Genomic DNA, 17,523 nt, shown 5'->3' with positions numbered 1-17,523 from the left:
ATTAACCCCCTCGTAACCGCATCCCCATACGGTGAAGCCATGTGTTGCGCCTGCAACGGTCTCCTTCAGGAGCACCGGTTGCGGAGACCTGAGACGAAACTCAACAGGGAATTTTCAGCATGACTTCGGTATGGGTTGGACGCCGAACAGCATGGACGTTTATTGGCATTGCAGCATCGGTCGCGATAGCGCTTTCCTCCCCCGCCGAGGCGGCCCGCCGCAAGGTGAGCAAAGGAGGCGGGTATAACCCCCCGAGCGCTTCCATCGTCGTCGATGCAAAGACCGGCAAGGTTCTACAGGGCGAGAATATCGACGAGCCCCGTATTCCGGCCTCCATCACGAAGGTCATGAGCCTCTACCTGCTGTTCGAGCAGATGGAGCGCGGCCGTATCCGCCCGGATAGCCAGCTGACCGTCTCAGAATATGCCGCGAGCCAGCCGCCGACGAAGCTCGGCGTGCGCCCCGGCTCGACCATCGAGGTCGAGGATGYCATCAAGGCCATGGTGACGCTGTCTGCCAACGACGTTTCTGTTGTCGTGGCCGAGAACATCGCCGGCTCGGAGGATGCATTTGCACGCATGATGACGCGCAAGGCCCGCGAGCTCGGCATGAGTTCCAGCGAGTTCTACAATCCGCACGGCCTGCCCCATGATCCGCCGAACATCACCACCGCGCGCGACCTCGCCGTGCTCGGCCGGGCGATCCAGGATCGTTTTCCCAAGTATTTCGCTTACTTTCAGACCAGCTCCTTCCAGTACGGCCAGCGCACCATTCGCGGCCACAACCGGCTTCTGGGCAAGGTCAACGGCGTGGACGGCATCAAGACCGGCTACACCCGCCTGTCCGGGTTCAACCTGCTGACTTCGGTCAACACGGATACCCGCAGCGTCGTCGCCGTCGTGCTCGGCGGCCGCTCCGGCAGCTCCCGCGACCAGAAGATGGCCGGCCTGATCGCCGATCACCTGCCCCGCGCCTATGCCGGTGCCCGCATCACGCCACCCGTGGTCGAGGGCACCGCCCAGCCCGCCATGGTGGCCGAGGCTCCGGTTCAGCGCCCTGTCGCCCAGCCGCGTGTCGAGGCTGCTCCCGTGCAGGTCGCGTCAGCCACCCCCGAGGCTGCGGTTCCGCAAGCTGCTCCTGCACGCAAGCCTCTTGACCTGAATACCCTGCGCCCGGTCGTGGCCTCGGCCACTGGCGCAAGCTCGACGACGACACCCTCCTCTTCCGGCAATGTGCGCTGGCAGAAGGGCCCCGATCCTCTGCCGCTGAACGCCCAGGCCTATGCGGCTATCCAGGCTCCTACGGCAGCCCAGATCTCGGAAACGCAAAAGGCCGCCCTCCAGGCCAAGATCGAAGCGAAGGCTGCCGAAGCCAAGGCCGCAGAGCCCGTGAAGACGGCTTCCATCAAGGCTGAGGCTCCGAAGGCTGAGCCCAAGAAGAGTGTGGATGGTTGGGTGGTTCAGCTCGGCGCCACGGACGACGAGGACAAGGCCAAGGCCATGCTCGACTCCGCCCGCAGCCGCTTCGGCAAGGTGCTCAGCAAGGCCTCGCCCTATACCGAGAAGGTCACGGTCGACGGCAGCACCCTCTATCGCGCCCGCTTCTCCGGCTTTAACGAGTCCAACGATGCTGCGAAGGCCTGCCAGCAGCTGAAGAAGAGCGGCGTGAGCTGCTTCGCTTCCCGCGGCTGACGAAGTTTTAATCTCTTCGCTCTTAAGCTCTACCTGCGACGATGCTTTGTGTTCGTACCGTCGCAGTAAATGAAAACCGGAATCGCGCGTGGAGTATCAGCGATGTCGGCCCAACAGGACTTCTCTCGCCTGATTGACGCGAGCAGCGAGATACGCCGTCCCTCCTTGATCGGGATGGAGTTTCTTGATCAACGTCCGATGCGCATGTCGGACCTCGTCGACGCTCGCTCCAGGCTTAAGCCCCAGGATCTGGTAGGCTTCATCTTTCGTCATTACGCCCGAGTGCGCATGAGTGCGCGTCCGCGTGTCACGATCGCCTTGAGCGTCTTCACGCCAGCCGGAAAACCGGCGATCAAGATAAGCCTCTAGAAGAGGCACGCCCTCGGGATCGAGCATGCCGCACTCATCATAGAGACGGCGCAGGTTCTGAGGGTCCAGGCTCGACAGGCGCCGGCCGGAGAAGGTGCCTGCCAGCACGCTCCCCTCGATACCGCCCGTGGCGTGGTCGATCTCCATCTCGATCATGGCCGACCGGATGCGGGAAAAGCGCCCCGCCGTCTTCTGAAAACGTCCCCAGGGCCCGGGAAGCGGAATGCCGTTCCACCCGAGCGCCCAGGCGCCCAGACCGCCTACCATCAAGGCGGTCATGATCTGCCCCTTGCCCGCCAGGACGATTGCGGCGCCGAACGCCGCCACCCCGGCCACCACCTTGACCGCCTTGGCGATGGCGTTGGTGTCGGAATGGGCGAAAACCTTGAGAAGCCACCAGACCAGGGCGACAGCGGCAATTCCGTAAAGAAGCATCATGTGAATATCCCTGCCCCAAGATGTGGGCTGGGATCGGGCAGTTGTAAATCTCCAGAGCCAAAATTGACGAAAAGCCGGACCCTTTGCGAGGATCCGGCTTTGAAACTCTCAATCCAGCCCGGGCTGTTTAATGGAGCATCCGAGCCGTGCTGCGCTGGCTTTCCCGCTCCCAGGCCTGGATCACGATGCCGTTGATGCCTGAGTCGTGGAGACGGTCGCTGAGGTCGATGAAGTGGCGCTCCGTCGTCTCGACCTCGATTTCAATCTGTTCGTCCTCGACATGTTCGAGTTCACTTGCGGCGTAGCGCTCATAAGCCGCGGACATTTCGGCATACGCAAACGCAACCGGCAGAGTTCGAAAGATGGTGGAGAATTCCTCGTCGAGATCGCCTGTGGAAAGGTCGCGCATTTGGACAAGATAACCGTCCTCGTGCTCGCATACTTCATAACGCCAGTGCCGGCCTTCGGATGCAGACAGGAGCATCGGAACCTCCACTCAACTGTACTGCTAGGCCAATGCGAATCGAGCCAGCGCGGTTCCAAGAGGGTCCACAGCTAAAAGGTCTAACGGCGAACGGTCGTTTCCGCCCGCACGCGTCCACCGACTCRCACCGTCGTGCCATAGCCGAGATCGATGGCGCCCGGCGCCGCCTTCACGCGGTCGTTCTCGGTGCGCTGCTTCACCACACCCTGGCATTCCGGCGGCACGCGAACCTGCACGCCTGGCGGCAGGTCAGGCATGCGGCACTCTTTCGCAGCAGCCGAGCCTGCGGCGAGCATCAGGAAAGACACGAAAAGTGCTGGAAGCCGCATGGGATCTCCGCCGATTCACATAAGTTAAAGCAGGCCGAGTTCGGCCAATTGCCTTCGCATGTCCTCAGGCATCGCGGCAAGATCGCCCGTATGAGCGCCAATGTCACGCGGCGCATCCTTCATCGCGAGATAGCGCCAGCCCTGAAACGGCCTGTAGGGACGCGGCTCCACCGGCACGACCGCTTGTTCCAGCACGAGGCGGCAGCGCCCGATTCCATCAGCGTCGGTAAAGGGGCGCACATCCAGGAGCGTCTGACGGGCCGCGACCTGCCCTTTGATCACCCAGTACAGCGATCCGCCATCGAGCAGTTCTTCGACACGTTTGGGCACCATGCGCGTCGTATGCGTCTGCTCGTAGTCGCGACCGAGGCGGCGATGATGCGCACGGTTCTCCTCGATCCATTCCTCCAGATCGGTAATGGAATCGCAGCCGACGCAGAGCTTGATCAGATGTAGTGCCATTCGAATGTTCAACCATGCGCAACACGGATCTGAAATCCGGCGATGCGCCGCAGTGCTATTCCGCTTCCGCCTTCAACGCAATGAGACGCGCGCCCTCGGCTACCTGCGCACCCGGTTCGGCGGCGATCTCGGCCACCTCCCCGTCAGCTGGAGCCACGAGCACGTGCTCCATCTTCATCGCTTCCACGATGGCGAGGCGCTGGCCCTTCTCCACTTTGTCGCCCGGCTGCACGAACACGGCGATGAGCTTGCCGTGCATCGGCGCCTTCACCGAGCCGCCTTCATCCATGTGTTCGAGATCAACGTCGAAGGGATCATGAAGCGCCACGCGCGTTTGCCTGCCGTTGCGAAGGATTAGTACGCCTTCAACCGTGCGAACTAACCCCCGCTCTTGCCACGGCTCATAATCGATCCAGAACCGGGAGGCGCCATCTCCATATTCTACGGAGACTTCCATTTCCTTGTGATCGGCACCAGGCTTCGGCCACACGACCATGACATCGGCGCGTTCGCCCTCAACCGTGATCGGCAGATTGTGGCGACGGGTGCCGTTCAACTGGAAACCATCCGTGCCATGCCAGGGAGAACGATGCCCTTGGTTTTCGGAGAGCTGCTTGTCTTGGCGCTGAGAATAATCGGCACCAAGGAGCGCCAATGCACCAAGCCTTACAGCCTCCGCATCCACAGGCTGCGGGCCAACACCGAGCGCATCGAGATTGCGATCGATGAAACCCGTATCGAACTGCCCTGCCCTGAATTCCTTCGCCTCACATAGCTTCTTGAGGAAAGCCGTGTTGGTTTTCGGACCGGCGACAATCGTATCGCCCAACGCATCCGCCAGCCTCGTCAGCGCTTCGTCACGTGTCGCGCCATGCGCGATGATCTTCGCGATCATCGGATCGTAATACGGCGTCACCTCGGCGCCCGCTTCCACGCCCGTGTCGATGCGAATACCCTCGCCCTCCGGAAACTCCAAAGCCCAGAGCTTGCCGGTGGACGGTAGAAATTCCTTTTCAGGATCTTCCGCGTAAAGACGCGCTTCGACCGCGTGGCCGTTGATGACGAGATCCTCCTGCCCGAATGGCAGCGTCTCGCCGGATGCCGCGCGGAATTGCAGCTCCACGAGATCGAGACCGGTGATCGCCTCCGTCACCGGATGTTCGACCTGGAGCCGCGTGTTCATCTCCATGAAATAGAACCGGTCGGGACGAAGGCCCTCCCGGCCATCCGCAATGAACTCCACCGTGCCCGCACCTACATAGCCGACCGCTCGTGCCGCTTCGACAGCCGCGCGCCCCATGACCGCGCGCATGTCGTCGGGCATGCCGGGCGCGGGCGCTTCCTCGATCACTTTCTGGTGGCGGCGCTGGAGCGAACAATCGCGCTCGAAGAGATGCATCACGTTGCCGTGCGCATCGGCGAAGACCTGGATTTCGATGTGGCGCGGCGAGAGGATGTATTTCTCCACAAGCACGCGCGGATCGCCGAAAGCGCTCGAGGCCTCGCGCTGGGCGCTCTCGAGCGCGGCATCGAAATCCGCCGCCTTCTCCACACGCCGCATGCCCTTGCCGCCGCCGCCCGCGACGGCCTTGATGAGCACGGGATAGCCGATCTCATAGGCCTTCTGACGCAGGAAGTCCGGCTCCTGCTTGGAACCGTGATAGCCAGGCACGACGGGTACGCCCGCCTGCTGCACGAGCGACTTGGCCGCATCCTTCAGGCCCATCGCCTTGATGGCCGAGGCCGGCGGGCCGACGAAGACGATGCCGTTGGCCGCGCAGGCCTCCGCGAACTCCGCCCGTTCGGACAGGAAGCCATAGCCGGGATGGATGGAGGCGGCTTTGGTGCGCTTGGCGACCTCGATGATCGCATCGATTCTAAGATAACTCTCGCGGGCCGGGGCCGGGCCGATGCAATGGGCCTCGTCCGCCATCCGGACAAAGAGAGAATCCGCATCCGCCTCCGAATAGACCGCGATGGTGCGCAGGCCCAAGCGCTTGGCCGTGCGGATGATCCGGCATGCGATCTCGCCGCGATTTGCAATGAGGACACTTTCGAGCATGGCCATCCCTTCAAATCCGAATTCCGGTCCGGTTTTACGAAAAGCTAGAGCAAAACTAGGGGCGCTTGTCACGCCGGAACAGGCTGCACGGCCACCTCGTTTCCCAAGCAGCCTAGCTGATCTCGACCAAAGTCTGCCCCTAGAAACCGGCCATGTCCCCAGGTGGAACACGCCACTTGCCGATTTGAGATTCTCACGCTACCTTCTTCTTGCAAATCGTTTGCAACTGCAGAAAGAGTCCATGGACCAGCCCGCGCCCGTATCCCTCGTCCGTAAAGCTGCATGGCGAAATACGTCGAGCCTGCCCTCCCTGCCGGAGGTCAATCGGTCCATCGCGGTTCGGCCGGGTTCGACCTGGAAGCGGGCGGCGGCCTTCATGGGGCCGGGCTATCTGGTGGCCGTGGGCTATATGGACCCGGGCAACTGGGCGACTTCCATCGCGGGCGGGTCGAAATACGGCTACGCCCTGCTCACGGTGGCGCTGATCTCCAACATCATGGCCATCATCCTGCAATCGCTCTGCGCCCGCCTCGCGGTCGCAACCGGGCGGGATCTCGCGCAGGCCTGCCGGGACGCCTACTCGAAGCCCGTCGCCTGGGGCCTCTGGCTCCTGGCCGAGCTCGCCATCTGCGCCACCGACCTCGCGGAGGTCATCGGCACGGCCATCGGACTCAATCTGCTTTTCGGCATTCCCCTGGAAATCGGCGTCGTCATCACGGCTCTCGACGTCTTCTTGATCCTTTACCTTCAGAATCTCGGTTTCCGCTGGGTCGAGGCCTTCATCATCACGCTGCTCGGCGTCATCGCCGTCTGCTTCGGCATCCAGATCGCCATGGCCGACCCGAATTGGGGCGCCGTCATCGCGGGCTTCGCACCGACCACCGAGATCGTGACCAATCCGGACATGCTCTACCTTGCGCTCGGAATCCTCGGCGCGACGGTGATGCCGCACAACCTCTATCTCCATTCCGGCATCGTGCAGACACGCGCCTATGGCACCACGCTGCCGGAACGGCGCGAGGCGCTTCGCTTCGCGACCCTGGACTCGACCATCGCGCTGATGTTCGCGCTCACCATCAATGCTTCCCTGCTGATCCTCGCCGCGGCCGCCTTCCATGGAACCGGGCGGGCGGATATCGCGGAACTCGGCGAAGCGCATACCCTGCTCCAGCCGATCCTGGGCAGCGCCATCGCGCCGATGCTGTTTGGCCTATCGCTTCTCTGCTGCGGCCTGAACTCCACGGTGACGGCAACCATGGCGGGCCAGATCGTCATGGAAGGCTTCATCAATTTCAAAATGCAGCCGTGGATGCGCCGCCTCATCACGCGCGGTATCGCCATCGTTCCCGCCGCCGCCGTCACCATCGCCTATGGTCCAAGCGGCTCGGGGAAACTGCTGATCCTGAGCCAAGTGATCCTGAGCCTCCAGCTCCCCTTCGCGGTCATACCGCTGGTCACGCTGACGGCCTCGCGCAAGAAGATGGGCGATCTGATTACGCCGCGCTGGCTGACCGCGATCGCAGCGATCATCGCCGCTATCATCGTGGCGCTGAACGTGAAGCTGCTGGTGGATTTCGTTTTCGGTTAAAGCCCCGAGCGCAGCCGGAGATCCGCAATCAGCCCATGCGGCAGAATCGAGATGGCGGGAGCGGTCGGAACGCCTGCGGCATCGAGCAGGTCCGCGATCCAGTGATTGCAGACATTGAGCAGGCTGAAATGCCCCTTCGCCAGATAGAACAGGCTCGGGCCATAAAGCCCCGGCCCAAGCTCCACGTTCTGCCCCTCGGGTCCATTCACGAAGGCTGAGTCCATGCGCGCCGCGAGGCGGGCGAAGCCTTCGGGCGAAAGCCGGATTTTGACGAGTTCGGTTCCTGAAAAGACCTGCTCAGGATCGCTTTCAAGTCCCACAATGTGAAGAACGGCACCCTCGCCCAGGCCAAGAAGCGCCTTCGCGGCGAGACGCCACTGAATGTCTCCGGGTGTCGGTGTGCTCTGGTAGAACTCGGCATCGCCCCACCCCACCTCAACCCAGCCATAACGCTGGAAGCGGGTCGAGACGGAAATCAGCGAACGCAAACCTTGCATGCTTGCCTGTTCAAGCAAGGCCTTGCGCGGCACGGCGAGCCCGGCGTGATAGCCGTTGCTGACGAGAATGACCTCAACCGCATCGGCCTTGGCTGGGAACAGTTTGGAATCGCCCAAGCGCGCCGTGATGAGGATGAGACCGGCGCAAATAAAAAGAAGGGCCGCGAGGCCCTTCCCTGTTGTTGTCAAAAGATGCTTCACGCATCCTTGAGGCGGCTCAGCGCCTCTTCCATCTTGCTCTTGCGGGCAAGAGCCTCGTCGCGACGCTCCCGCTGCTCATCGACCACTTCTTCCGGCGCGCGCTTGATGAAATCCGCGTTCCCGAGTTTCGCGTCGATCTTGCCGACTTCCACGTCGAGCTTCTGGATTTCCTTGGCGAGGCGGGCGCGCTCGGCATCGAGGTCGATCACGCCTTCCAGCGGAAGGGCAGCCACTTCACCGCGAATGATGAGCTGGATCGAGCTCTTCGGCGCGGCATCCGCGAAGGAGATTTCGGAGATGCGTGCAAGACGCTTCACGATATCGCCCCAGCGATCCGCGCGAGCTTTCACGTCTGTTGAGGATGCGACGAGTACGAGCGGGATCTGCGCGCCGGCCGGCACGTTGGTCTCGGAACGGGCGGAGCGGATCTCAGTGACGAGATCCACCACCCAGCCGATCTCGGCTTCGGCCTGCGGGTCGATGAGGTGATCGAGGTTCGACCAGGAGCTGAGAGCAAGAATGCTCTCGCGCTTCGGACCCTCCTGCCCCTTCACCTCCCACAGCTCTTCCGTGAGGAAGGGCATGATGGGGTGCAGGAGCTTGCAGATCTCATCGAGAATGAACGCGATGGTGGCGCGGGTCTCATCCTTGGCAGGCGAATCCGCGCCTTGCAGCACGGGCTTGGACAGTTCCAGCGTCCAGTCGCAGAACACATTCCACACGAAGCGATAAGCAGCATTCGCCGCCTCGTTGAACTTGTAGGCCTGAATGCCGGCGGCGACTTCGTTGATCGCCTTCGCGCATTCACTGAGCGCCCACTTGTTGAGTGTCTCCTTCACCGCCTTCGGATCGAAGCCCACGACGCGCTTGCACTCGTTCATTTCGGCGAAGCGGGCGGCGTTCCAGATCTTGGTCGAGAAGTTGCGGTAGTTTTCGACGCGCTGGACCGACAGCTTGATGTCGCGGCCTTGCGCCGCCATCGAGGTGAGCGTCATGCGCAGCGCATCCGCGCCGTATTGCTCCACCACATCGAGCGGGTCGATGACATTGCCTTTCGACTTCGACATCTTCGCGCCCTTCTCGTCGCGGACGAGAGCGTGGATGTAGACCGTGTCGAAGGGCACTTCGTCCATGAAGTGCAGGCCCATCATCATCATGCGGGCGACCCAGAAGAAGATGATGTCGAAGCCGGTGACCAGCGTGTTGGTGGGGTAATAGCGGTTGAGCTCCGGCGTCTTCTCCGGCCAGCCGAGGGTCGAGAACGGCCACAGCGCGGATGAGAACCAGGTGTCGAGCACATCCTCGTCGCGCGTGAGCGCCACGTCCCTGCCGTGCTTGGCGCGCGCCTGCGACTTCGCTTCTTCTTCCGAAGGTGCGACGAACACATTGCCCTGATCGTCGTACCAGGCCGGAATCTGGTGGCCCCACCAGAGCTGGCGCGAGATGCACCACGGCTCGATGTTTTCGAGCCACTGGAAGTAGGTCTTCTCCCAGTTCTCCGGCACGAACTTTGTCTTGCCGCTGCGCACAGCCGCCAACGCACGATCCGCCAGCGGCTTCACGTTCACGTACCATTGATCCGTAAGATACGGCTCGATGACCACGTTCGAGCGGTCGCCGTGCGGCACCGTATTCGTATGCGGCTCGATCTCGACGAGGATCTCGCGCTCTTCGAGCATGGCGACGATGCGCTTGCGCGCCTCGAAGCGGTCGAGGCCGTCGAGAGCCAGAACCGCCTGCAGGTCGTCGGTCTGAGCGATGCCTTCGAGGAAAGCCTCGTTACCGGCGAGCGCGAGCTGCGCCTCCGTGCCGAAGATATTGATAAGCGGCAGCTTGTGGCGCTTGCCGACCTCGAAATCGTTGAAGTCGTGCGCGGGCGTGATCTTCACCGCGCCCGTGCCCTTCTCGGGGTCGGAATATTCATCGGCCACGATCGGGATGCGGCGGCCTACCAGCGGCAGGATCGCGAATTTGCCGATCAGGTCCTTGTAGCGCTCGTCCTCAGGATGCACGGCAACCGCCACGTCGCCCAGCATGGTCTCGGGGCGTGTGGTGGCGACTGTGATGGAGCGGTCAGGCATGCCCTCGATGGCGTAGCGAATGTGCCAGAGATGGCCCTTCACCTCGACCTGCATGACCTCAAGGTCAGAGATCGCGGTCTGGAACTTGGGGTCCCAGTTCACAAGGCGCTTGTCCTTGTAGATCAGGCCCTGGTTGTAGAGATCGATGAAGACCTTCAGCACGGCCTGGGACAGGCCCTCGTCCATGGTGAAGCGCTCGCGCGACCAGTCGCAGGACGCGCCTAGGCGCTGGAGCTGCGACTTGATGCGCCCGCCGGACTCTTCCTTCCAGGCCCAAACGCGGTTGATGAACTCCTCGCGCCCGAGTTCGCGGCGGTGGATCTGCTTTTCCATGAGCTGGCGCTCGACCACCATCTGGGTGGCGATGCCGGCATGGTCCATGCCCGGCTGCCAGAGCACGTCCTTGCCACGCATGCGCTCGAAGCGGCAGAGAATGTCCTGAATCGTGTTGTTGAGGGCATGCCCCATATGGAGCGAGCCCGTTACGTTCGGGGGCGGGATAACGATGGTGTAGGGCTCCGCGCCCTGGCGATCCGGCCGACCGGCCTTGAAGGCCTCGGCCTCTTCCCAACGGTTGGAAATGCGCGCTTCGACGGAAGCGGGATCGAACGTCTTGTCCATCATGATGAATACCGGCCCTTGGGCGCACTAAAATGCGCAAGCAAGAGGGCTACAAACCGGACACGACGGACTAAGTCAACTTTGACTGAGAAAATCTTAAGCCCGACCGCSGGTCACACGCTCGATTTCGGTCTGAACCAGCCGCTCGACCAGAGCCGGAAGGTTCTCATCCAGCCAGGCTTTCAGCATGGGGCGGAGCAGCTCCGCCATGAGATCCTCGATGCTTTTCGGCTGGGCAGCCGCCTGAGCGGGCAAAGCCACTGCGTTCAGCCTGCCGAAGGCCTCGGACACAGAGGCACCGACCACGTTCGACAGCAGGGACTCGCTGGGGTTCTTCTCGCAAGGCTTGGCGGGAGCCTGGACGGCCTGATGCTCGGCCTCGTAATTCACCATCAGGATGGAGACGGAATGCTCCTCCTGGAAGGAATCGGCCTCGGAGACAAGGGCCTCTTCCATTTTGGAATGCTCGCCGAAGCGTACTGGAGCCACTTGGCTTTCCGCGATGTCGAGCACGCTCTTCAAGGGCGTTGGCGCAGCCGCTCGAACCTCCGGCTCATGCAACGGCTCCATATCGTCGGCGATGATACGCCGGATGGAAGCTAAAATATCTTCCATCGATGGCTCATTGACCTTCAGGTTCTGTGAACCCATAGCCCCATCCAATTTATTATTTGTTTTAGAATCACGTTCTTGCGAACGCTTAAAGTATTTTACGCAACAGATTGGAAAACAAGTGGGGCCAGAACTGAATAGTTCCGGCCCCTAAACTTATCAACGACCGTCAGGGATCGAAGTACCGATCCAAAGATCTTTGACCTGATCGTAGTGAACCTTCGGACTGTAGTGGTTGACAGACAGGCCCAGGTTCCGGGAGTGGAGACGGCCCATGGCCTGCACCACCGCATAGGAGGCGACCACGCGGTCGCGCTGAGCGGTGATGAGGTTCACGCGGGCGTTCAAGAGTTCCTGCTGCGCGTTCAGCACGTCCAGGGTCGTGCGCTGGCCGACGCGGGCCTCTTCGCGGACGCCGTTGAGAGCCGTTTCGGCCGCATCGATCTGAGCCTGGGCCGCTTGGATCTGCGCGCGGGCGGCCTCGAGCTGACCCCAGGACGAGACGACGGCGGCGCGCACCTGATCGCGCACCCAATCGGCCTCCAGGCGGCGCTGGCCTGCCTGCTCCTTGGCCTGGCGGGTCGCCGAATAGGCCTGACCGCCTTCGTAGATCGGAACCGACAGGGTCGCCACAGCGGAGGCATTCAGGGATTCATCCCCAACATCCTGAACATCGTAACGCTGAGCAACCGTAGCTCGAACGCCGAGGGACGGCGCGAGAGCGCCCTGCTCGATCTTTACCTGCAAATCGGCCGCATCGACCGCATGCTGAGCCGACTTGATGGCCGGATGCTCACCGAAAGCAGATTTAAGGGCGGCATCGACGGTGCGCGGCACCAGCTTGTCGAGGGGACGGCCCGGAGCCAGCTGCTGCGGCTCGACACCGATGAACTGGCGGTATTGGGCGATGCTGGCGCGCAGGTTCGCTTCGGCGAGGCTGGCCTGCGAACGGGAGGCGGCAAGGCGGGATTCGGCCTGCGCCACGTCCGTGCGGGTCACTTCGCCTACGTTGAAGCGATCTTGCGTCTGACGCAGCTGCTCGTCGATCACCTCGACGTTGTTGCGCTGAAGGTCGAGAATGGCCGTGTCGCGCAGCACGTTCATGTAGGACGAGGCCGCGTTGAACAGGGTATTCTGCTCGTTGTTGTTCAGGTTTTCACGGGAACCGAGAACGTTCGACTCGGCCTGGCGAACAGCGTTATCCGTCCGGAAGCCGTTGAAGATCGATTGATCGAGCTGAATGCCGTAACCGCGAGGCGTGGAGCGATTGATATTCTCAGTGCTGCCAGGATTGAAAACGCTCGGCCGGCGGGAATCGTACTGGGAGAACTCACGTCCGATATCGGCACTTGCATTGACCTGCGGGCGGTAGCCGGACTTGGCCTGGGAGACGGTTTCGTCCACCGCGCGGACGCCGGCGCGCTGGGCATTCAGGTTGGGGTTGTTGCCATAGGCCTTAGCCAAGGCGCTTTCCAAGGTCTCGGCCGATACGCCGCCCGAGCCCGCGATCACGAACGCGGAGGCCATGACTCCAAGGAGCATGCTATACTTGCTGCTGGATTGCTTCCTGTTCACGCTCACCTGCCTTAACGACTTCTTCGATTGGGGCCCACCGCGATCGATACCGATTCACGAACCCACTCAAAGCGCAACAATAACCATGTCACACGAGTCGGCAATAAGGCCGTGCGCTCAATTGAATTTTAGCTGAAGAGTGGCGCAAAAAAGCGACACTATTTCCGAGACAAATTAAGGATTTAGTAAGAGATCAGAACGTGAATCCGGGCTCCTGGACGAAAGGAGCCAGGAGAGGAGCGGCCGCATCGAACAGATTGCGCTCACCGAAGACATCGCCGGACCTCACGTACAAGGTTGCACGCGCAGAGCGTCCACGTCCCTTCACACAGACCAGACGGCCGCCTTCGGCCAGCTGCTGCAGAAGCCCTTCGGGGCGAGCATCCACCGAACCGTTGATGAGAATGGCATCGTAAGGGGCGCCTGCCGCGTAGCCCTTTTCCAGGGCGCCGATCTCGATCTTCACACGGCCGGCGCCGGCGGCGGTCAAACTCTGCCTTGCGGCGGCAGCGAGCTCGGCATCGGATTCGAGCGCCGTCACCTGAGCGCCGAGCTTGTCGAACACCGCCGAAGCGTAGCCGCGACCACAGGCGACATCGAGAACCTTCTCACCGGAATCGATGCTCAGCGCCTGGATCATACGACCCAGATTCATCGGGGAAAGCATGAAACGGCGTTCAGCGCCGTCGCTGATCAGGATGTCCTGATCGATATAGGCAAGGTCTTCGCGGCCGGGGAGAACAAACAACTCTCTCGGTACGCTGTCCATGGCGTCCAGCAGCGAGAAGTCGTTCACTTCGAAAGTGCGCAGCTGGCTATCAACCATCATCCGGCGCGCTTGCGAGAAATCGACCATGGAGATTGCCTCAGAAATTCGAATTGGAGGCCTCGCCCGGAATCGAACCGGGGTGCAAGGATTTGCAGTCCTCTGCGTAACCACTCCGCCACGAGGCCATCCGGGGCGTGCCGCGAACGCGGCGAACGCTCCATAGCAAGCACCCTTCCAAAGAGCAACGTCCCTTTTCTGACATCGGACGCAATCTAGGGACTTGCAACCGGCTGAACCCGTGTTATATGCCTCGCACCGTCGCCGAGGACAGCTGCTCAGGCAGCCCCGGCGAGCGAGGCTCCGTCCTCAGAAGGTATGGCTTATTCCGGCGTGGCGCAGCGGTAGCGCAGCGGACTGTTAATCCGTTGGTCGTAGGTTCGAATCCTACCGCCGGAGCCAACTTCTCCCTGGAAAATCACCTTCTGTCAGACCCTAATCCTCCGTAGGTCCCGCGCCTCCCCTTGGCGCGTGCGCTCTTTCATGCTGGATAGGCGCCAAGCTCGACAATTTCCGCTTTGAGAGTAATGGCTTGGCCTCCCCTGTCCTCGTCTGGTTTCGAGACGATCACCGGCTCAGCGACAACCCGGCCCTGGCTGCGGCCATCGCCACCGGACAGCCAGTCCTTTGCTTTGCCATCCTAGACGAGGAATCGCCAGGCCTTCGCCCCTTGGGCGGAGCAGCCCGCTGGTGGCTGCACGGATCCCTCACGGCCTTGAACGAATCGTTGGAAAAGCTGGGCTCCCGCCTGCTCATGTTCAGAGGACCGCCTGCGGAAATCGTGGAAAAGGTGGTCTCCAAGACCAGCGCCTCGGCAATTTTCTGGAATCGCCGCTATGGCGCCGCAGAAATCGCCATCGACAGCGCCATCAAGAAAAGGATGGCGGACCTCGGAATTCAGGCACAGAGCTTCAGCGGAAGGCTGATTCACGAACCTTGGCAGGTGCTGAATCAGGCGGGTAAACCCTTCCAGGTCTTCACGCCCTACCTGAGAGCCGTGATGGCAAGGCGCGTTAATCCGCCTCTCACGGCTCCGAAAAAGCTCATCCCCGGCAACTGGCCCTCCGCGATTCTCAAATCCGCCATCGACCCCGACGATCTTGGTCTCCTGCCGACCGCACCCGATTGGGCCGGCGAGATTCACCGCAACTGGCAGCCCGGCGAGGCCTCTGCCCGGAAGAAACTGGCGAAGTTTCTCGAGGATGGGTTGGAAGCCTACGCTATCGACCGGGATATTCCCTCGCGGGCAGGCACATCGCGCCTCTCGCCGCATTTGAGATTCGGTGAAATCAGCCCCCGGCAGATGTGGCACGCCGTTCGAAACCGCATCGCTGACGATCACGGATTGGCTCAGCACGCGGAAAAGTTCTTGAGCGAGGTGGTGTGGCGCGATTTCTGCCATCAGCTTCTCCACACTTATCCACATCTCCCGGTGCGATCTCACAGCCCGCGCTTCGAATCTTTTCCCTGGATTGCGGACAAAGCTGCGTTCGAAGCTTGGCAGAAAGGCCGCACGGGCTACCCCATCGTGGATGCGGGCATGCGCCAGCTCTGGCGTACCGGATGGATGCACAACCGGGTGCGGATGATCGTGGCGTCGTTCCTAGTGAAGCATCTGCTCACCGATTGGCGCGAAGGCGAGGCGTGGTTCTGGGATACGCTTGTCGATGCCGACCCTGCCAATAATGCCTTCAGCTGGCAATGGATCGCCGGGTCAGGCCCCGACTCGGCCCCCTTCCACCGAATCTTCAATCCCGTATCCCAAGGCGAGAAGTTCGATCCCGCCGGCGAATACGTGCGCAGCTTCGTGCCGGAGATTGCCGGGTTGCCGGATGCCTTCATCCACAAACCGTGGGAGGCCTCTCCGGAGATCCTCTCATCCGCTGGAATAGACCTGGGAAAAACCTATCCCCGCCCCATCGTGCCGCACGGTCCGGCGCGCGAACGGGCGCTCCAGGCGTTTCGCAGCCTGCGTGGGGCTTCTCATGATACCAATGGAGTGGCTTGACCCATTGCGGGCGAAGCAGTCAGCATCCCTGTCCGTTCATGCTTTCCCGGAATGACGATGACAGCCACCGACCTTTTGTTTCGCGATAATGCCTATGCCCAATCCTGCCGCTCTAAAGTGATCGGCGTAACGCCTGAAGGCGGCGTCATTCTCGACCGCACGGTATTCTATGCGCAAGGCGGCGGGCAGCCGGGGGATGTGGGAACCATCCGCGCTTCCGACGGCAGCCAGTTTGCGGTGCCCAACACCGTTTACGGCACCGACCGCTCGCAGATCGTGCATCTCGTCGGCCCGGAGGCTGCGGCGCATTTTTCACCCGGCGACGAGGTCGAGCTGCAGCTCGATTGGGAGCGGCGCTTCAAGCGCATGCGCGTTCACACGGCGCTTCATCTGCTCAGCGTCGTCCTGCCCTATCCCGTCACCGGCGGTTCCATCGGGGATGGCGATGGACGGCTCGATTTCGATATTCCCGATGCGGGGCTCGACAAGGCCGAGATCACCGAGAAACTCAACGCCCTGATCACAAGGGACGCGCCAGTCTCCGACCGCTGGATCACGGATGAGGAGCTCGACGCCAATCCCGGCCTCGTGAAGACCATGTCGGTGCAGCCGCCGCGCGGCTCGGGCCGCGTGCGCCTCGTCGAAATAGAGGGCATCGACCTGCAGCCCTGTGGCGGTACGCATGTGCGGCGCACGGGCGAAATCGGCGCGGTCGTGGTCACCGACATCGAAAAGAAGGGCAAGCAGAACCGCCGCGTGCGCATGTCGCTTGCCGGCTGACGCCCTATTTCCCAACTCATAAGACTGCCAGGAGCATTCCCATGTCCCAGACCTTCGTCTCCACCGCGCGGTTGCAGGAGCACCTGGACGACCCGAACGTCGTGATCGTCGACGGGTCCTGGTATCTGCCCACACAGAACCGGAACGCCGAGGAGGAGTTTCTGGCCGGTCACATTCCCGGCGCGGTTCGTTTCGATATCGACGCGATCAGGGACAAATCCTCCTCCCTGCCCCACATGCTGCCCTCGGCCGACGAGTTCGCGAGGATCGTGGGCGCGATGGGCATCGATGAGAACATGGCCATCGTCGTCTATGACGGCTCAGGCCTGTTTGCGGCGGCGCGCGTCCGCTGGACCTTCCGCGTGTTCGGCGCGCGCAACGTCTCGATTCTCGAAGGCGGTTTTCCCGCCTGGAAAAGCGAGGGCCGTCCCATCGAGGCAGGCCCTCACCAGCCGCGCGAGCCTCGCATCTTCAAACCTACATTCGACCCATCCGTGGTAGCCGATGCATCCGCTGTCCAGGCGGCCCTGAACACGAAAGCCGCCCAGGTGGTCGATGCCCGTCCTGCCGACCGCTTCAAGGGCGAAGCGCCGGAACCGCGTCCGGGCCTGCGCTCGGGCCACATCCCAGGAAGCCTTAACCTGCCCTTCAGCGCACTCGTCGAGAACGGCCGGTTGAAGGACAAGGCGGGCTTGGAACAGGCGTTGAAAGAAGCCGGCATCGATCCCGAACGCCCGGTGATCACTACCTGCGGCTCCGGCGTCTCGGCGGCATTGGTCTCGCTCGCCCTGGAAACAACCGGCCGTCCGTCCAAGGCGATCTATGACGGCTCATGGGCTGATTGGGGCGGCAGGGACGACCTGCCCATCGCGACGGGGCCGGCGAAGAAGGAATAGACG

At 62.0% G+C, this 17,523-nt stretch carries 15 protein-coding genes and 2 tRNA genes; 6 read left to right on the top strand and 11 right to left on the bottom strand.

All coding sequences use genetic code 11. The annotated features are described in order from the left end of the window. Positions 1-119 precede the first annotated feature (119 nt). Positions 120-1,691, top strand: a complete 1,572-nt coding sequence (locus tag ACXJKO_RS10125; protein ID WP_457090964.1) for an SPOR domain-containing protein — start codon at positions 120-122, stop codon at positions 1,689-1,691. A gap of 96 nt (positions 1,692-1,787) precedes the next feature. Here the strand turns inward: ACXJKO_RS10125 and ACXJKO_RS10120 are convergent, their stop codons facing one another. The 5 genes from ACXJKO_RS10120 to ACXJKO_RS10100 form a co-directional block, all read right to left on the bottom strand. Next, a complete protein-coding gene (locus ACXJKO_RS10120) occupies positions 1,788-2,498 on the bottom strand; it encodes a DnaJ domain-containing protein (RefSeq protein WP_457090963.1) in 711 nt (236 codons plus the stop codon). Between the two features lie 127 nt (positions 2,499-2,625). Continuing rightward, the gene (locus tag ACXJKO_RS10115) at positions 2,626-2,982 is read right to left on the bottom strand and encodes a hypothetical protein (protein WP_457090962.1); all 357 of its coding nucleotides are present in this window, start codon (positions 2,980-2,982) and stop codon (positions 2,626-2,628) included. A gap of 80 nt (positions 2,983-3,062) precedes the next feature. Beyond that, entirely contained in the window at positions 3,063-3,311 is a 249-nt protein-coding gene (locus ACXJKO_RS10110) for a hypothetical protein (protein ID WP_457090961.1), read from the bottom strand. Positions 3,312-3,335: 24 nt separating this feature from the next. Continuing rightward, positions 3,336-3,773 carry a DUF1489 family protein gene (locus ACXJKO_RS10105; RefSeq protein ID WP_457090960.1) on the bottom strand — a complete coding sequence of 146 codons (438 nt, stop codon included), beginning with the start codon at positions 3,771-3,773 and terminating at the stop codon, positions 3,336-3,338. Positions 3,774-3,828: 55 nt separating this feature from the next. Further along, entirely contained in the window at positions 3,829-5,835 is a 2,007-nt protein-coding gene (locus tag ACXJKO_RS10100) for an acetyl/propionyl/methylcrotonyl-CoA carboxylase subunit alpha (protein WP_457090959.1), read from the bottom strand. Positions 5,836-6,076: 241 nt separating this feature from the next. On the opposite strand from ACXJKO_RS10100, the gene ACXJKO_RS10095 reads away from it, so the two are divergent. Continuing rightward, the gene (locus tag ACXJKO_RS10095; RefSeq protein WP_457090958.1) at positions 6,077-7,423 is read left to right on the top strand and encodes an Nramp family divalent metal transporter; all 1,347 of its coding nucleotides are present in this window, start codon (positions 6,077-6,079) and stop codon (positions 7,421-7,423) included. Here the strand turns inward: ACXJKO_RS10095 and ACXJKO_RS10090 are convergent. From ACXJKO_RS10090 to ACXJKO_RS10065, 6 genes are all read right to left on the bottom strand, one after another. Beyond that, positions 7,420-8,109, bottom strand: coding sequence for a DUF2459 domain-containing protein (locus ACXJKO_RS10090; RefSeq protein WP_457090957.1), 690 nt, complete (start codon positions 8,107-8,109; stop codon positions 7,420-7,422). The genes ACXJKO_RS10095 and ACXJKO_RS10090 overlap by 4 nt on opposite strands. Before the next feature lie 8 nt (positions 8,110-8,117). Continuing rightward, positions 8,118-10,826: a valine--tRNA ligase gene (locus ACXJKO_RS10085; protein ID WP_457090956.1), complete on the bottom strand. Its 2,709-nt coding sequence runs from the start codon at positions 10,824-10,826 to the stop codon at positions 8,118-8,120. A 93-nt stretch (positions 10,827-10,919) separates the two neighbouring features. Continuing rightward, the gene (locus tag ACXJKO_RS10080) at positions 10,920-11,474 is read right to left on the bottom strand and encodes a DUF2497 domain-containing protein (RefSeq protein ID WP_457090955.1); all 555 of its coding nucleotides are present in this window, start codon (positions 11,472-11,474) and stop codon (positions 10,920-10,922) included. Between the two features lie 120 nt (positions 11,475-11,594). Beyond that, a complete protein-coding gene (locus tag ACXJKO_RS10075; RefSeq protein ID WP_457090954.1) occupies positions 11,595-12,977 on the bottom strand; it encodes a TolC family outer membrane protein in 1,383 nt (460 codons plus the stop codon). Positions 12,978-13,203: 226 nt separating this feature from the next. Continuing rightward, the gene (locus ACXJKO_RS10070) at positions 13,204-13,866 is read right to left on the bottom strand and encodes a protein-L-isoaspartate O-methyltransferase family protein (protein ID WP_457090953.1); all 663 of its coding nucleotides are present in this window, start codon (positions 13,864-13,866) and stop codon (positions 13,204-13,206) included. Positions 13,867-13,890: 24 nt separating this feature from the next. Next, a tRNA-Cys gene (locus tag ACXJKO_RS10065) sits at positions 13,891-13,964 on the bottom strand. Positions 13,965-14,163: 199 nt separating this feature from the next. Here ACXJKO_RS10065 and ACXJKO_RS10060 point away from each other — a divergent pair. The 4 genes from ACXJKO_RS10060 to sseA all read left to right on the top strand — a co-directional run bounded on the left by ACXJKO_RS10060 (position 14,164) and on the right by sseA (position 17,520). After that, positions 14,164-14,238, top strand: a tRNA-Asn gene (locus ACXJKO_RS10060). Positions 14,239-14,368: 130 nt separating this feature from the next. Further along, positions 14,369-15,844 (top strand): cryptochrome/photolyase family protein, encoded by a 1,476-nt coding sequence (locus ACXJKO_RS10055; protein WP_457090952.1) that lies wholly within the window; start codon positions 14,369-14,371, stop codon positions 15,842-15,844. Positions 15,845-15,901: 57 nt separating this feature from the next. Then, entirely contained in the window at positions 15,902-16,624 is a 723-nt protein-coding gene (locus ACXJKO_RS10050) for an alanyl-tRNA editing protein (RefSeq protein WP_457090951.1), read from the top strand. Between the two features lie 41 nt (positions 16,625-16,665). Continuing rightward, positions 16,666-17,520, top strand: coding sequence for a 3-mercaptopyruvate sulfurtransferase (sseA, locus tag ACXJKO_RS10045; RefSeq protein ID WP_457090950.1), 855 nt, complete (start codon positions 16,666-16,668; stop codon positions 17,518-17,520). Positions 17,521-17,523: the final 3 nt, after the last annotated feature.

It is taken from the genome of Microvirga sp. P5_D2 (assembly GCF_054049475.1).
This window is presented reverse-complemented; position numbering and strand designations above follow the sequence as displayed.

Excerpts from the sequence above, each read along its gene's own strand:
- ACXJKO_RS10085 (WP_457090956.1), bottom strand. The coding sequence starts at position 10,826 with ATGATGGACAAGACGTTCGATCCCGCTTCCGTCGAAGCGCGCATTTCC.
- ACXJKO_RS10070 (WP_457090953.1), bottom strand. The coding sequence starts at position 13,866 with ATGGTCGATTTCTCGCAAGCGCGCCGGATGATGGTTGATAGCCAGCTG.
- ACXJKO_RS10120 (WP_457090963.1), bottom strand. The coding sequence starts at position 2,498 with ATGATGCTTCTTTACGGAATTGCCGCTGTCGCCCTGGTCTGGTGGCTT.
- ACXJKO_RS10105 (WP_457090960.1), bottom strand. The coding sequence starts at position 3,773 with ATGGCACTACATCTGATCAAGCTCTGCGTCGGCTGCGATTCCATTACC.
- ACXJKO_RS10100 (WP_457090959.1), bottom strand. The coding sequence starts at position 5,835 with ATGCTCGAAAGTGTCCTCATTGCAAATCGCGGCGAGATCGCATGCCGG.
- ACXJKO_RS10050 (WP_457090951.1), top strand. The coding sequence starts at position 15,902 with ATGACAGCCACCGACCTTTTGTTTCGCGATAATGCCTATGCCCAATCC.
- sseA (WP_457090950.1), top strand. The coding sequence starts at position 16,666 with ATGTCCCAGACCTTCGTCTCCACCGCGCGGTTGCAGGAGCACCTGGAC.
- ACXJKO_RS10095 (WP_457090958.1), top strand. The coding sequence starts at position 6,077 with ATGGACCAGCCCGCGCCCGTATCCCTCGTCCGTAAAGCTGCATGGCGA.
- ACXJKO_RS10075 (WP_457090954.1), bottom strand. The coding sequence starts at position 12,977 with ATGCTCCTTGGAGTCATGGCCTCCGCGTTCGTGATCGCGGGCTCGGGC.
- ACXJKO_RS10115 (WP_457090962.1), bottom strand. The coding sequence starts at position 2,982 with ATGCTCCTGTCTGCATCCGAAGGCCGGCACTGGCGTTATGAAGTATGC.